Raw genomic sequence first — 13,839 nt, 5'->3', positions numbered from 1 at the left:
GGAAAAATGCCGGGCCGGCTGGCGCCGGCGGCTACTTGCCGGAAAGCCTCTGCAGCGCGGCGAGGGCCACGGCGCGGTCCTTGGTGGACCAGAAGGGCGGCAGCGCGGCACGGAGGAAGCCGCCATAGCCGGCGTTCGCCAGGCGGGAGTCCAGGACGGCAACCACGCCGCGGTCGCTGCTGGAACGGATCAGCCGCCCCACGCCCTGTGCCAGCCGGATGGCAGCGTGCGTGGCGGAGATGGCAATGAACCCGTCACCGCCGCTTTGGGCCACGGCCCTGGCCCGTGCCATGACAAGGGGGTCGTCCGGTCGTGGAAACGGAATCCTGTCGATGACCACGAGCCGGCACGAGGCGCCTTGGACGTCCACGCCCTGCCAGAGGGACATGGTGCCAAACAGGCAGGTGTCCGGCTCGTCCGAAAATTCCTTGATCAGTCCGGCCATGGACGAGTCGCCCTGGCAGAGGATCTTGACCTTGAGCTTTTTCCGCAGCTTTTCCGCCGCGTCCTCCGCAGCCCGCCGCGAGGAGAACAAGGCCAGCGTGCCGCCGCCCGCGGCGGTGATGAGGGCCTCCAACTCGGACAGCTGTTCGGGGGAATTGCCAAAGCCCGGCTTGGCCAGGTGCGAAGCCACGTACAGCATGCCCTGCTTGGGGTAGTCAAAGGGCGAGCCGACGTCGGCGCCGGCCCAGGACGGTGCATTGGCGCCCAGCAGCCCCAGCCCCCCGGCCGTGGCTTGGAACGATGAACCGATGGCCAGCGTGGCGGAGGTCAGCACGACCGTGTGGTCCGCGAACAGGCCCTCGCGGAGCTTGCCGGCCACGCTGAGGGGGGCAATGTTGATAACGGGGGGTTCGCTCTCGTCGGCCTTCTGGTAGCCCTTGCCGGGAGCGAAGGTCCCGGTGCGGGAGGTCCACACCACTTCGCGGGAATCCCTGGCGGTGAGCAGCCGTTCGCACAGGTCAAAGATCAGGTTGAGCCGGGACCTGGCGATCGACCGCCCGCCGTCGGCTGCCGCGTTGCCGTCCGGCTTGGAGTCGGACAGCGCCACGCGGGCCGCGTCACGCAACTGTTCAATGGCTGCGGCGTGTTCGTCGTTGAGTCCATTGGGCAGCAGCCCGCTGGGCGTGCCCGAAAATGCCATGTCCAGGGCCGTGGCCGCACCATGGAGCGCCTCCACCGACACACCGGTGTGCTTGCGCGTGCTGGACGCGGCGGCCTGCACCATTTGCAGGGACAGCTGGCCGGTCACGGCGCCCGTGACACGGTCCTGGAGCTCATGGGCCTCGTCCACCACCACGACGTCGTAGTCGGGCAGCACGGCAATGCCCTCGAAGGCGCTGATGGCGAGCATGGCGTGGTTGGTGACCACGATGTCCGCTTCGCCGCCCTTGGCCCGGGCCAGCTCGGAAAAGCACACTTCGGCCAGCGGGCATTTCTGTGCCCCGAGGCATTCCATTGACGTGACCGAGACCTGTCGCCAGGCCTTGTCCGTGACGCCGGGCACGAGTTCGTCGCGGTCGCCGGTTTCCGTAGTCCCGGCCCATTCCCGCAGCCGCACCACTTCGCGGCCCAGGGGCGATGACGGGCCGGACTTGGCACCGGGCAGGTGCACCACGCTGGAGTCTTCCCCCAGGCTGAAGAGGGCGCCCTCGGCGGAATCCTCGGACGGGAACCCCCCTTCGAGCTTGTGCTTGCACACGTAATTGCTGCGTCCCTTGACGAGCGCCACATCGATGGGCCGTGGCAGCAGCGGCTCCAGCGCAGCGAGCAGCCGGGGCACGTCGCGGCCCACAATCTGGGCCTGCAGGGCCAGCGTTGCCGTCGCCACAACCGAGGGTTTGTCGCTGGTCAGCGAATGCACAATCAGCGGGATCAGGTAGGCCAGGGACTTCCCGGTCCCCGTGCCGGCCTGGACCAGCAGGTGCTCGCCACTTTCCAGCGCTGTCACGACCCGGCGGACCATCTCATGCTGGCCCTCACGGCGCTGGCCGCCCATGGCTGCCACGGCGCTGTCCAGCAGTTCCAGCGCCTGGGCCGCGAGCGGCCCCGCGGTGGTTGCGGCCTCACCCATGCTGGACAAACGGCTCGACTTCACTGGCCAGGCCTTCGCGGACCCGGACATGGGCAATGGTGCCGTGCTCGCCGTGCTCGATGCTGATGATCTCGGCGTCGCTGCGGTGGAGCCGGTTCAGGACGTCGCCGCGGTCGTAGGGAATGAGCAGTGTCAACTCGACGCTGGGCCGGGGAATGGCCGCACTGATCGCTGCCAGCAGCTCCTCGATCCCCGCCCCCGTGCGGGCGGAAACCACCACGGTGCGCGGTTCGCGCTGCCGCAGCCGCTCCACCACGAAGGGGTCGGCGATGTCCGCCTTGTTCAGGACAATGATTTCAGGAATTTTCTGCGCCCCGACTTCGGTGAACACCGTGCGCACGGCGGCAATCTGGCCTTCCGGGTCCGGATGGGAGGCATCCACGATGTGCAGGATCAGGTCGGCGTCGGCCACCTCTTCGAGGGTGGAGCGAAACGCCTCCACCAGCTGGGTGGGCAGGGAACGGACAAAGCCGACCGTGTCCACCAGGGTGTAGCCTAGGCCGTCGGCCGTTTCGGTCTTCCGGACGGTCGGGTCCAGCGTGGCGAACAAGGCGTTTTCCACCAGCACCCCGGCATCGGTGAGCCGGTTGAGCAGGGACGACTTGCCGGCATTCGTGTACCCGGCAATTGCCACGGACGGCACGGCGTTGCGCTTTCGGTTGGCCCGCTTGGTTTCCCGGGCCGGCTTCATGGCGGCGATTTCCCGGCGCAGCTTGGCCATGCGGGTGCGGATCTTCCGCCGGTCCAGTTCCATCTTGGTCTCACCGGGTCCGCGCGAGCCGATGCCGCCGCCGGCGGCGCCGACCCGGCCGCCTGCCTGCCTGGACATGGATTCACCCCAGCCGCGCAGGCGCGGGAGCAGGTATTCCATCTGGGCCAGTTCCACCTGTGCCCGGCCCTCCCGGGACTGCGCGTGCTGGGCGAAAATGTCCAGGATCAGGGCCGTGCGGTCAATGACCTTGACCTTGACGACTTCCTCGAGCGTGCGCCGCTGGGAGGGGGCAAGGTCGCCGTCGACAATTACGGTGTCCGCGCCGGTGGCGTGCACGATGTCCTTCAGTTCCTGGGCCTTGCCCTGTCCCAGGTAGGTGGCGGGGTCCGGCTTGGCGCGGCGCTGCACCAGCCCGTCCAGCACCTCGGAGCCGGCAGTTTCAGCCAGGGCGGCCAATTCGCGCAGCGAGTTTTCGGCGTCGGCCATGGTGCCTTCACTCCACAGCCCCGCCAGGACCACCCGCTCCAGGCGGAGCTGGCGGTACTCAACCTCGGTGACATCTTCAAGTTCCGTGGACAGACCGGCGGTGCGGCGCAAGGCGTTGCGGGCGGCCAGTTCGGACTGGTCCCCGTCGAAGCTGCTGTGCTGGAAGTCCAGCCGGGAAAGTGCCTGGGCCCGTCCAATGATGGGGTGGGACGTCCCGGCCGCTGAATCGGGATCTTCGGAGTCGAGCCGGGCGTCCTCGCGGGCGGCCCGCCCGACGGCGGCATCCTTGGCCAGGATGCGGTCAATCACGGCTTCAATCTCCGTGACCGAGGGGTCCGAGCCGGCAGGGCCTGCAGCGGATGTGCCGCGGGGGCCGTGGTCGTCGGCGGCACCGCGGGGTGCAGATGGGTTGGACATGTTCTCCTTAACGGGGGCGATACCTCAATCGTAGTCCCGGGCACCGACAGCCACACCTTCGCCGGGACGGCCCTGTGGACAAGCCGGCGGCCAGGCCCCGGGGCACCGGCCCGGGAGTGCCCAAATACCGTTGGCCCGCAATTGCCACTAATCTGGCAGGACTATGGGTACTCAGGGAGCAGATCATTACTTCAGTCCACAGCCGTCCACGCCGCTGAAGCGGCGGCCGCTGACGGTGTTCCTGGCCGGTGCCGAACGCCGCCTGCAGACGGCCGGCGGCATTTTCAGCCCGGACGGCGTGGACAAGGGCACCACCGTGCTCCTCAACGGGGCGCCGCCGCCGTCCCCGGAGGGACACCTGCTCGACATTGGCTGCGGCTGGGGGCCCGTGGCCCTGACCCTGGCGCTGCGCTCCCCCGGTGCCACCGTCCATGCCGTGGACGTCAACCAGCGCTCCATCGACTTGACGAACGACAACGCCGCCGCCTTGGGCCTGGCCAATGTGCGCGCGTCCACGCCCGACGCCGTGGACCCGGCCGTGCGTTTCAACACCATCTGGTCCAATCCCCCCATCCGGGTGGGCAAGTCGGAGCTGCATTCGATCCTGCTGATGTGGCTGCCCCGCCTGGCCGCCGGCGGCACGGCCTACCTGGTGGTGCAAAAGAACCTGGGCTCGGATTCGCTCCAGCGCTGGCTCGCCGGGGAGCTTGCCGAACGGTACCCGGATGCCGGGTTCACGGTTTCCCGCGATTCAACGCACAAGGCGTTCCGGATCCTGAAGGTCCTGCGCCCCGCCGCCGTCTAGGCGAGCACCCCGTCGGCGACAATCACTGCCGGCCCGCTCAGTTCCACGTGTTCGCGGCCGTCGGGGGCGGCGAAGAACCGTACGCCCACGGTGCCGCCGGGCACCGCCACGGCCCAGGTGTCCGGGGCGTCGGCACCGGCCCAGAAACGGGTCGCGGCCGCTGCGGCACACGCCCCGGTGCCGCAGGACATGGTCTCCCCCACGCCACGTTCGTGGACACGCATGGTGATGTTGCCGACGTCGCCGGTCACCAGCGGCTCGGCGGGCACGGCAAACTCCACGTTGGTGCCGTGGGGCGGAAGCGGGGTCACGGACGGCGCATCCACCAGGACCGTGCGCGCAAGTTCTCCGCGGTCGGCCAGCGCCACCACGGTGTGCGGGTTGCCCATGTCCACCGACAGGGCGGGGCGGGCCACCTCCAGGCCGGCGGCCTCCACCAGCGAATCCGTGCCGTGCTCGCGGGCCTGCTGCGGGAAGATGAACTCCCACGGCCCCATGTCCACGCGGTAGCCGCCGGCGGTGCGGGACACCACCTTGGGGCCGCCCCGGGTGCCGATGGTCAGCGCCTCGCCCTCGGCCAGGACGGCCAGGCCCTGGTTGATGAGGAAGTGCACAAAGACGCGCACGCCGTTGCCGCACATCTCCGACAGCGAGCCGTCGCCATTGCGGTAGTCCATGAACCATTCGGCGTCCGGGTTTTGCCCCAGCAGCGCCGCGCCCTCCGGCAGGTGCACGGAACGGACGGCGCGGATGAGCCCGTCGGCGCCGATGCCCAGGTGCCGGTCGCACAACTGGGCGACCTGCTCCGGGGCGAGTTCGCGTTCGCCGTCGGGATCGGCCACCAGGACGAAATCGTTGCCGGTGCCGTGCCCCTTGGCGAAGCGGAGTCCGGTCAGGGTGCCAAGCGTGTCAGTCATGGTTTAAGACTAAGGCACCTCGGGTTCGACGCCGGACTCCCCGCCTGCCGCTGCCGTGCCGCCCCAGACGCGGTCCACGAGCGCCGCGGCAGCCGCGCCGAGGTCCGGTTGTGACCAATCGAGCCACTGGACGCGGGGGTCGGCGCGGAACCAGGTCAGCTGGCGGCGCGCAAACTGCCGCGTGGCCGTGACGGTGTCCCCGGCCGCCTGCTCCACCGTGGAAGTGCCGTCGATGACGCGCAGGAACTGCTGGTAGCCCAGCGCCTTGCGCGCGGTCCGGCCTTCCCGCAGGCCCTGCGGGATGAGGGCCCGCACCTCCTCTTCCAGCCCGGCGGCGACCATGGCGTCGACGCGGGCCGCCAGCCGTTGGTGCAAGGCGGCCCTGTCGCCGTTGAGCCCGATCTGCAGCGTCGGCTGGACGTACTGCCGCTCCGGCATGAAGGAGCTGAACGGGCGGCCCGTCAGTTCGTGGACTTCCAGGGCGCGGACCAGCCGCCTGCCGTCGCGGATGCGGGCCGCCGACACCGGATCCACGCGGGCCAGGCGGGCGGCCAGCGCGTCCGGCCCGCCGGCGTCGAGCTCCGCTTCCAGGCGGGCACGCACGCCCGGATCCGTGCCGGGGAATTCCAGCACGTCCACGGCGGCGCGCACGTACAGCCCGGAGCCGCCCACAAGGATGGGCAGCTTCCCGCGGGACTGGATGTCCGCGACGGCAGCGCGGGCCATCGCCTGGAACCCGGCCACCGTGGTGTCTTCCCGGACGCCGAGAAAATCCATCAGGTGGTGCGGGATGCCGCGGCGTTCGGCCGGCGGCAGCTTGGCGGTGCCGATGTCCATGCCGCGGTAGAACTGCATGGAGTCGGCGTTGACGGCCTCACCGTTGAACCGTTCGGCCAGCTGCAGGGCCAGCTCCGACTTGCCCGAACCCGTGGGCCCGACGACGGCGACAACGGGCGGCACCGCGTCCCTGCGGCCGGCCCGCGGCGCGCCGGCTGGGCTCACGCGCTGCGCACGGGCAGCGCAGGCATGCCCAGGGACACTGCCTGCCGGCCCCCGGCGGACGTGCCGGCGCCCGGGGCCGGTGCGCCGCAGGAATCGGCCTGGGCCAGGTCCCAGGCGTCGCCGGCCCGGGTGCGGCGCAGCCGGTAGTCCGCCGGTGACGGGTCCGCCACCAGGTGGAAGGCCGCAGCCCCGGTGATGGTGACGGTGACGACGTCGCCCGGGCGCGGCGCCGTGGCGCCCTCGGGGACGCTGAAGTGGACCAGGCGCTGGTCCTGGGCGCGGCCGGACAGCCGGTGCGTTTCGGTGGCCTTGCGGCCGGACTGCGCCGTGACCATGACCTCCACGGTGCGGCCCACCTGCCGGGCGTTTTCCTCGGCGGCGATCCTGTCCTGCAGCGCGGTCAGGCGTAGGAAACGTTCCTGCACCACTTCCTTGGGCAGCTGGTCCGGCAGATCCGCTGCGGGGGTGCCGGGGCGCTTGGAGTACTGGAAGGTGAAGGCGGTGGCGAAGCGTGACTTTTCGACGACGTCGAGCGTGGCCTGGAAATCCTCCTCGGTTTCCCCGGGGAAGCCGACGATGATGTCGGTGGAGATGGCCGCGTCCGGCATCTTTTCGCGCACCTTCTCCAGGATGCCCAGGAATTTCGCCGAGCGGTACGAACGACGCATATCCTTGAGGACCTTGTCCGAGCCGGACTGCAGCGGCATGTGCAGCTGGGGCATGACGTTGGGGGTTTCGGCCATGGCGGCGATGACGTCGTCGGTGAACGCGGCCGGGTGCGGGCTGGTGAAGCGCACGCGCTCCAGCCCCTTGATCCCGCCGCAGGCGCGCAGCAGCTTGCCAAAGGCCAGCCGGTCGCCAAACTCCACGCCGTACGAGTTCACGTTCTGGCCCAGCAGCGTGACCTCGATGGCGCCGTCGTCCACGAGGGCCTGGATCTCGGCCAGGATTTCCCCGGGGCGGCGGTCGCGTTCCTTGCCGCGCAGGGAAGGCACGATGCAAAAGGTGCACGTGTTGTTGCAGCCCACCGAGATGCTGACCCAGCCGGAGTAGACGGCGTCGCGGCGGGTGGGCAGCGTGGAAGGGAACACGTCCAGGGATTCCAGGATTTCCATCTGGGCGTCGGCGTTGTGGCGGGCGCGTTCCAGCAGGACCGGCAGGGCTCCGACGTTGTGCGTGCCAAAGACCACATCCACCCAGGGGGCGCGCTTTTGGATGGTGTCGCGGTCCTTCTGCGCCAGGCAGCCGCCGACGGCAATTTGCATGCCGGGGTTGGTTTCCTTGATGTGGGCGAGCATCCCGAGATTGCCGTAGAGCTTGTTGTCCGCGTTTTCGCGCACGGCACAGGTGTTGAACACCACCACGTCGGGCACGGGCCCGCCGTGGCCGTCGCGCACCGGCGCGTCGCCGGCGTCGGCCAGGGACACCAGGCCGGCTGCCTCGAGCAGGCCGGCCATGCGTTCGGAATCATGGACGTTCATTTGGCAGCCGTAGGTGCGCACCTGGTAGGTGCGGGGGCGGCTGGAGGTGGCGGAAGAATCAACGCTGTCTAGGGTCAGGCTCACCCATCAAGCTTAAGTCCTGCCGGGGAAAGGCGCTAAATGCCTGCCCGGGGTCCGTCAGTACCAGTTGTTGGACACCTCGTGGGCCCAGGCGCCGCACGGGGAACCGTAGCGGTTGCTGATGTAGCCCAGGCCCCAGTCGATCTGGGTGCGGTAGTTGGTGAGCCAGTCGGCGCCGGTGTCGGAGTACTTGCCGGGAGGCAGTGCCTGGGCGACGCCATAGGCCCCGCTGCTCTGGTTGGTGGCGTTGGTCAGCCAGCCGGACTCCTGGTTCCAGAGCTGGAGCAGGCACTGGAACTGGCTTTGCGGCCAGCCGTAGCCACCCAGACGGGACGCGGCGTAGGCCTGTGCCCCGGCGGGGTCGTTGACGGCGCCGCCGGGGATGTTCGGCAGCAGGACCGCCACCGGGATGAAACCGGAGGTGGCCGGGGCGGCCTGCGGTGCCGGCGCTGCCTGGTTGGCCTGCTGCTGCGCGGCTGCCGCAGCTGCCGCAGCCTGGGCGGCGGCGGCCTCCCGTGCCGCCTCAGCCGCGGCGGCCCGGCGCTTGGCTTCCTGTGCGGCCTCGTAGGCTGCCAGCGCCTCCTGGCCCTGGCGGTACTTCTTTTCGACGGCGGCCGTGGTGTGGTTCAGCGACGCCAGCTGCGCATTCAGGGTGACGCTGTCCTTTTTCCGGGCAGCCAGTTGGTTGGCGACGGCCTGCTGGGCCGCAACGGCGGCTGCCAGCGCGGATTTCGATGCCGCCGTCAGGGTGGCCTGCTCAGCTTCTGCCGACTGGCGCGACTTGGTGAGCGCGTCCGCCACGGCCGTGGCATCCTTGGCCCTGACGGCACGGTCAGCGGTCTGTTCCCCCACCTGTGCCAGCAGGCCCAGGCCCTGCAGCGCATTGCTGGAGCCCAGGGTGGCCAGGGTGTCGAAGATGCCGAGGTTGGCCCCGCCGGACTTGTAGCTTTGCACGGCCACGGCCGCCACGTCCTGCTGGTAGCCGCGGGCCTGCTTTTCCGCCCGGCCGGCCTGGGCCCGCAGGACGTTCACCTGGCCGGTGACCGTGTCCAGTTTCGCCTGGGTGGCGGCGTAGACGGCGCCGGCCTGGACGGCGGCGGTGCCGAGGGTGTCGGATTCGGCGGACAGGCTGGCCAGCAGCCCGTTGATTTTCACCACTTCCGCCTGCGTGGCGGCGGCGTTTCCCTTCGCCTTTTGCACGTCGGACCAGGTGGGGTATCCGCTGGGCGGTCCGTCGTCGGCCTGGACGGGGCTGGCGGAAACTCCGGAAACCACGATCAACCCGGCAGCTGCTGCGGCTGCCAGGACACTCACTCCTCGACGCGGAAAACTAATCATAGGTGGCCAGCATAACTGCGGCCGGCCCGGATTTGGCGGCAATTACTGCGGTGATTCGCCATCCAGGTGTTCATCGATGAGCCGGCCCACCACGGCAAAGCCCGCCGACGGGCTGAAACCCTTGCGCGCAAGCATGGCCACCCAGCGGCGCGTGTACTTCTCGCGCTCGTCCCGGTCGGCCAGGTCCATGGACCCGCGCAGCTTCCGGCGCACCAAGGCTTCGGCGTTGTCCGCCTCGTCTTCGTCGCTGACCTGGGCCAGCGCTTCCTCGGCCAGCTCCGGGGCGATCCCCTTCTCGGCCAGTTCACGCTTAAGTGCCTCACGGGCCATCGACTTGTTGCGGGCCCGGCTGCGCACCCAGAGCTGGGCGAATTCGGCGTCGTCGACAAGCTTGACTTCCTCGAAGCGGTCCAGTACCGCCTCCGCAACGTCCTCGGGGACATGCCGTTCGGCCAGTTTCCGGGCCAGCTGGTACCGGCTCTTGGGCGAGTTGGTCAGCTGGCGCAGGATGACGGACCGGGCCACCGACGCCGGGTTGGCGTCGGGGTCCTGTTCCGGTTCCGGGCCGGGGCATCTGGTGTTCACGGGGTGCCTAGAAGCCGTCGACGGCCTTCAGCTTCGGTGCTGCCTCCGCTTCAGGTTCAGCGGCGACGCCCACACCCAGCTTCTCCTTGATCAGGCGCTCGAGTTCCGCGGCGAGTTCCGGGTTGTCGCGCAGGAAACGGCGGGAATTCTCCATGCCCTGCCCCAGCTGGTCCCCGTCATAGGTAAACCATGATCCCGACTTGCGGATGATGCCGTGCTCCACGCCCATGTCGATAATCCCGCCTTCGCGGGAAATGCCCTGGCCGTAGATGATGTCGAACTCGGCAATCTTGAAGGGCGGGGCCATCTTGTTCTTGACGACCTTGGCCTTGGTACGGTTTCCGACGGCGTCGGACCCTTCCTTCAGGGTCTGGATGCGGCGGACGTCGATGCGGATGGAGGCGTAGAACTTCAACGCCTTTCCGCCCGTGGTGGTCTCCGGGCTGCCGAAGAACACGCCGATCTTTTCGCGCAGCTGGTTGATGAAGATGGCGGTGGTCTTGGTCTGGCTCAGGCGCCCGGTGATCTTGCGCAGCGCCTGGCTCATGAGCCGGGCCTGCAGGCCGACGTGGCTGTCGCCCATGTCGCCTTCAATTTCGGCGCGCGGGACCAGTGCTGCCACGGAGTCGATGACGATGACGTCCAGGGAGCCGGAGCCGATCAGCATGTCCATGATTTCCAGGGCCTGCTCGCCCGTGTCCGGCTGCGACACCAGAAGGGCGTCGGTGTCCACGCCGAGCTTGGCGGCATAGTCCGGGTCCAGGGCGTGCTCGGCGTCGATGAACGCCGCAATGCCGCCGTTCTTCTGCGCGTTCGCCACGGCGTGCAGGGCCACGGTGGTCTTACCCGACGATTCCGGGCCGTAGATCTCCACGACGCGGCCACGGGGCAGCCCGCCAATGCCCAGGGCGACGTCCAGGGCAATGGAGCCGGTGGGGATGACTTCAATTGGGGCCCTGACGTCGTCGCCCAGCCGCATGACCGAACCCTTGCCGTACTGCTTGTCGATCTGGGCCAGTGCTGCGGCCAGCGCCTTTTCACGGTCTGCAGGAGCAGCCATGGTTCACCTCGGTCTTTCATCTGTGCCGATTCATCGGCCCCGTCCGGGCTGCTCGTGGTGCGCAGCCGGCGGGTGTTGGTTTAATTACTTAAAACGCTAGTTCAAGGCTCTGACATTGTCCGGTCCGGTCCGGCCCTGCGGCCGAATATGTGGAAAACTTGTTCGTCCCCGCCATACCCGCCGGTTCAATTGTAGGCGTGCTCGAATAGATCTTCGAGTCCCGGTGCGGCGTGTCGCCGTCGGGGGTGCTGCTATTTCTTCACGGGGATGTCGCGCCCCAGCCTCCGCGACTGCGGCACGTCCTGCATCTGGCACACTTCCAGCCAGACCTCCCGGGGATCGTACCCGGCCGAGAGGGCATCCAGGGCCGTCTTCCCGCCCACTCCCGTCAGGTGCAGTTCCCTGGCCAGCACCCGGGAATACCCCGGGGTGAACTCGTCGTCCATCAATCGCCAAAATTCGCTTACTCGCACAGTTCCATTCTCGCACGGCCGGGCCTGCCGGCAGGCGGCGAATAGCTAGACTTGGGCCATGACCACAGAAGCTGCGCCGGACGGCAACGCCAGTCCGCCCCTCCCCGCCGAGACCCAGTCGGCCATTGAGGTACTGGAAGTTGAGCTGAGCCTCTTGTGGCGCCGTGCCCGCGCCACGAGCCACTCCCTGTCCCGCAGCGTGCACCCCGACCTTGAGCCGGCCGCCTACGGGCTGCTGTCCGTCCTCCTGAAACAGGGCGGCATGCGCCTGACGGAGCTGGCCCGGTGCATTGGTGTGGGGAAGCCGTCGGTGAGCCGGCAGATCAGCTTTCTGGAAAGCGTGGGGCTCGTCCGCAAGGAAGCGGACCCCCGCGATGGGCGGGCCCAGCTGATTGAGCTCACGCCCCAGGGCCTGGCCAAGATGCGCGAGGTCCATGACGGCCGGCAGCGGGCCTTCCACAGCCTGCTGGCCCATTGGGACCCCAAGGACCTCACCACCCTGGCGGAGCTTATCGCCAGGCTCAACGATGACGCCGCCCGCTGAGCAGTTGCCCTGACGCAGCAAAGCGGCCCCCGCCCAGGGGGCGGGGGCCGCTTTTCGTCTCAAGCCCACACACCGCGGGGCTTGACTAAAACTAAATTCGGGGCCGCGTTCCGGTTGGGGGCCGGGGCGGCAGCCTTATTCGGCAAGTGCCGGTCCAGGCGCCGTGGGCGCCTAGTAGGCGTTGGACATGAGTCCCTTGCGCAGTTCGTCGGAGAGTTCCTCGTTGAGGTCGCGGCCATAGCGGGCCGCGAACTCCTGCGGAACGGTGTCCGGGACGGCCACGCCTTCGGCGATGGCCAAACGGTCGCTCACTTCACGGAGCATGAGTGAGAGGGGCACATCCAAGGCAGAGCAGATTGAGGACAGCAGCTCGGACGAAGCTTCCTTCTGCCCGCGCTCCACCTCGCTCAGGTAGCCGAGTGAGACGCGTGCGTTGTGTGAGACTTCGCGGAGTGTGCGGCCTTGACGCTGGCGTACATCCCGAAGGACGTCTCCAATCTCGTGGCGTAGAACCACCATTTTGCGCTCCTTCTGCTGATGCTTTGCCTCATCCGCCAAACCCACATCCCGCCAGCGCACCACGCCGTTTACGGATACGGGTTGTTTCACCATCGTTATCGCCTTGCTCCTCGCAATTTATATTTATCCTCTTCGGCTGTTCCGAAAAGGCCACACCCCAGTTGGTCATCCCATCCTAGGGGCATACACCAACCAATGCGTTCACTATCACTAACTATTCGGTCACAACTTTTGTTCCCGGGCCGCGGCGACCACCTGGTGGAGCAGCGCAAGTGCCTCGTCGACAGCCTGCTGGCGGACCATGGCCCGGTCACCGCCAAAGTGGTATTCGTAGGCCTGCACCTCCCCGTCGATGGCCACGCCGATGAACACATGCCCCACGGCCTTGCCCTGGTGCGGCTCGGGGCCGGCCACCCCGGTGGTGGACAGGCCCACCCGGGCGCCCGCCACATGGCAGGCGCCCAGGGCCATGGCGCAGGCCACCCGGGCATCGACCGCGCCGTGTTCGGCCAAAAGTTCGGAGGGGACGCCCAGCGCGCGCACCTTGACCTCGTTTTGGTAGGCGACCACGCCGCCGTTGAGCATGCCGGACGCGCCCGGCACGTCGACCAGGGTGGCGGCCAGCAGCCCGCCTGTCAGGGACTCCGCAGTCGCCACGCTCAGGCCCGCCGCCGTGGCGTCGGCCACCAGGGCGGCCAGGTCCATGCCCGGAACCGCCACGGCTACTTAGCCCCGCGGCCGGCGTTGCGCAGCTGCACGGCCTTAATCAGGTAGTCGGCCCCCGTGACCACGGTGACGGCCAGCGCGGCCAGCATGATGACCAGCGCGACGACGGACAGCCACGGCGTGGCCGGGGTGACCGGCAGCAGGTAGACAAATATGGCCACCGTCTGCAGCACGGTCTTGAGCTTGCCGCCCTTGGACGCGGCCATGACGCCGTAGCGGATCACCACGAACCGCAGGGCCGTGATGCCGACTTCCCGGACCAGCATCACAATGGTGACCCACCACCACAGCTCCCCCGTGGCGGACAGCATGATGAGGGCCGAGCCAATCAGCAGCTTGTCCGCGATCGGGTCCGCGATCTTGCCAAAGCTCGTGATGAGCCCGCGTGCCCGGGCGATGTCGCCGTCGAGCTTGTCGGTGTAGATGGCAACCAGGAACACCACCACGGCCGCCCAGCGCCACCAGCCGTAGCGGCCGTCGTCGGCCAGGAAGAACCAGATGAAGAACGGCACCAGCACGATGCGCAGCAGGGTCAGGGCGTTGGGCAGGTTCCAGTTTGAAGGGCTGGCAGGCACGGGCGCGGCGTTATCGGTCACGG

Annotated in this window: 14 protein-coding genes; 2 read left to right on the top strand and 12 right to left on the bottom strand. The window is 68.5% G+C overall.

The genetic code is table 11. From position 1 onward, the window contains the following. Positions 1–31: 31 nt before the first annotated feature. Both G6035_RS11910 and hflX read right to left on the bottom strand, forming a co-directional pair. Positions 32–2,074, bottom strand: coding sequence for an ATP-dependent DNA helicase (locus tag G6035_RS11910; RefSeq protein ID WP_176617314.1), 2,043 nt, complete (start codon positions 2,072–2,074; stop codon positions 32–34). Beyond that, positions 2,067–3,710, bottom strand: a complete 1,644-nt coding sequence (gene hflX / locus G6035_RS11905; RefSeq protein ID WP_256127937.1) for a GTPase HflX — start codon at positions 3,708–3,710, stop codon at positions 2,067–2,069. The genes G6035_RS11910 and hflX overlap by 8 nt, the downstream gene beginning before the upstream one ends. Positions 3,711–3,873: 163 nt before the next feature. Here hflX and G6035_RS11900 point away from each other — a divergent pair, with 163 nt between their 5' ends. Then, positions 3,874–4,515, top strand: a complete 642-nt coding sequence (locus tag G6035_RS11900) for a class I SAM-dependent methyltransferase (protein ID WP_176617313.1) — start codon at positions 3,874–3,876, stop codon at positions 4,513–4,515. Here G6035_RS11900 and dapF read toward each other — a convergent pair. From dapF to G6035_RS11865, 7 genes are all read right to left on the bottom strand, one after another. Further along, positions 4,512–5,432, bottom strand: coding sequence for a diaminopimelate epimerase (gene dapF / locus G6035_RS11895; RefSeq protein WP_176617312.1), 921 nt, complete (start codon positions 5,430–5,432; stop codon positions 4,512–4,514). The two genes, G6035_RS11900 and dapF, sit on opposite strands and share 4 nt — an antisense overlap. Positions 5,433–5,441: 9 nt before the next feature. Further along, positions 5,442–6,392 (bottom strand): tRNA (adenosine(37)-N6)-dimethylallyltransferase MiaA, encoded by a 951-nt coding sequence (gene miaA, locus G6035_RS11890; RefSeq protein WP_371130994.1) that lies wholly within the window; start codon positions 6,390–6,392, stop codon positions 5,442–5,444. Positions 6,393–6,430: 38 nt separating this feature from the next. Next, positions 6,431–7,999 carry a tRNA (N6-isopentenyl adenosine(37)-C2)-methylthiotransferase MiaB gene (miaB, locus tag G6035_RS11885; protein ID WP_176617310.1) on the bottom strand — a complete coding sequence of 523 codons (1,569 nt, stop codon included), beginning with the start codon at positions 7,997–7,999 and terminating at the stop codon, positions 6,431–6,433. 54 nt (positions 8,000–8,053) lie between these two features. Next, positions 8,054–9,310, bottom strand: a complete 1,257-nt coding sequence (locus G6035_RS11880; RefSeq protein ID WP_371130993.1) for a hypothetical protein — start codon at positions 9,308–9,310, stop codon at positions 8,054–8,056. Between the two features lie 66 nt (positions 9,311–9,376). Then, complete coding sequence (locus G6035_RS11875; RefSeq protein WP_371130992.1) at positions 9,377–9,919, bottom strand: regulatory protein RecX; 543 nt, start codon at positions 9,917–9,919, stop codon at positions 9,377–9,379. 7 nt (positions 9,920–9,926) lie between these two features. Continuing rightward, positions 9,927–10,979: a recombinase RecA gene (recA, locus tag G6035_RS11870; protein ID WP_176617308.1), complete on the bottom strand. Its 1,053-nt coding sequence runs from the start codon at positions 10,977–10,979 to the stop codon at positions 9,927–9,929. Between the two features lie 251 nt (positions 10,980–11,230). Continuing rightward, positions 11,231–11,452 (bottom strand): DUF3046 domain-containing protein, encoded by a 222-nt coding sequence (locus G6035_RS11865; RefSeq protein ID WP_176617307.1) that lies wholly within the window; start codon positions 11,450–11,452, stop codon positions 11,231–11,233. 58 nt (positions 11,453–11,510) lie between these two features. On the opposite strand from G6035_RS11865, the gene G6035_RS11860 reads away from it, so the two are divergent. Beyond that, on the top strand, positions 11,511–11,996 hold the full coding sequence (locus G6035_RS11860) for a MarR family winged helix-turn-helix transcriptional regulator (RefSeq protein ID WP_176617306.1): 486 nt from the start codon (positions 11,511–11,513) through the stop codon (positions 11,994–11,996). A gap of 171 nt (positions 11,997–12,167) precedes the next feature. Here the strand turns inward: G6035_RS11860 and G6035_RS11855 are convergent, their stop codons facing one another. The 3 genes from G6035_RS11855 to pgsA all read right to left on the bottom strand — a co-directional run bounded on the left by G6035_RS11855 (position 12,168) and on the right by pgsA (position 13,837). Next, positions 12,168–12,608, bottom strand: coding sequence for a helix-turn-helix domain-containing protein (locus G6035_RS11855; protein WP_176617305.1), 441 nt, complete (start codon positions 12,606–12,608; stop codon positions 12,168–12,170). Between the two features lie 129 nt (positions 12,609–12,737). Next, the gene (locus G6035_RS11850) at positions 12,738–13,235 is read right to left on the bottom strand and encodes a CinA family protein (RefSeq protein ID WP_309145236.1); all 498 of its coding nucleotides are present in this window, start codon (positions 13,233–13,235) and stop codon (positions 12,738–12,740) included. A 2-nt stretch (positions 13,236–13,237) separates the two neighbouring features. Next, positions 13,238–13,837: a CDP-diacylglycerol--glycerol-3-phosphate 3-phosphatidyltransferase gene (pgsA, locus tag G6035_RS11845; protein ID WP_176617304.1), complete on the bottom strand. Its 600-nt coding sequence runs from the start codon at positions 13,835–13,837 to the stop codon at positions 13,238–13,240. Positions 13,838–13,839 lie beyond the last annotated feature (2 nt).

Origin of the sequence: Arthrobacter sp. SDTb3-6, assembly GCF_013376095.1 — a bacterium.
Taxonomy (GTDB): Bacteria; Actinomycetota; Actinomycetes; order Actinomycetales; family Micrococcaceae; genus Specibacter.
This window is presented reverse-complemented; position numbering and strand designations above follow the sequence as displayed.

Excerpts from the sequence above, each read along its gene's own strand:
- G6035_RS11910 (WP_176617314.1), bottom strand. The coding sequence starts at position 2,074 with ATGGGTGAGGCCGCAACCACCGCGGGGCCGCTCGCGGCCCAGGCGCTG.
- recA (WP_176617308.1), bottom strand. The coding sequence starts at position 10,979 with ATGGCTGCTCCTGCAGACCGTGAAAAGGCGCTGGCCGCAGCACTGGCC.
- G6035_RS11855 (WP_176617305.1), bottom strand. The coding sequence starts at position 12,608 with ATGGTGAAACAACCCGTATCCGTAAACGGCGTGGTGCGCTGGCGGGAT.
- hflX (WP_256127937.1), bottom strand. The coding sequence starts at position 3,710 with ATGTCCAACCCATCTGCACCCCGCGGTGCCGCCGACGACCACGGCCCC.
- G6035_RS11860 (WP_176617306.1), top strand. The coding sequence starts at position 11,511 with ATGACCACAGAAGCTGCGCCGGACGGCAACGCCAGTCCGCCCCTCCCC.
- dapF (WP_176617312.1), bottom strand. The coding sequence starts at position 5,432 with ATGACTGACACGCTTGGCACCCTGACCGGACTCCGCTTCGCCAAGGGG.
- G6035_RS11900 (WP_176617313.1), top strand. The coding sequence starts at position 3,874 with ATGGGTACTCAGGGAGCAGATCATTACTTCAGTCCACAGCCGTCCACG.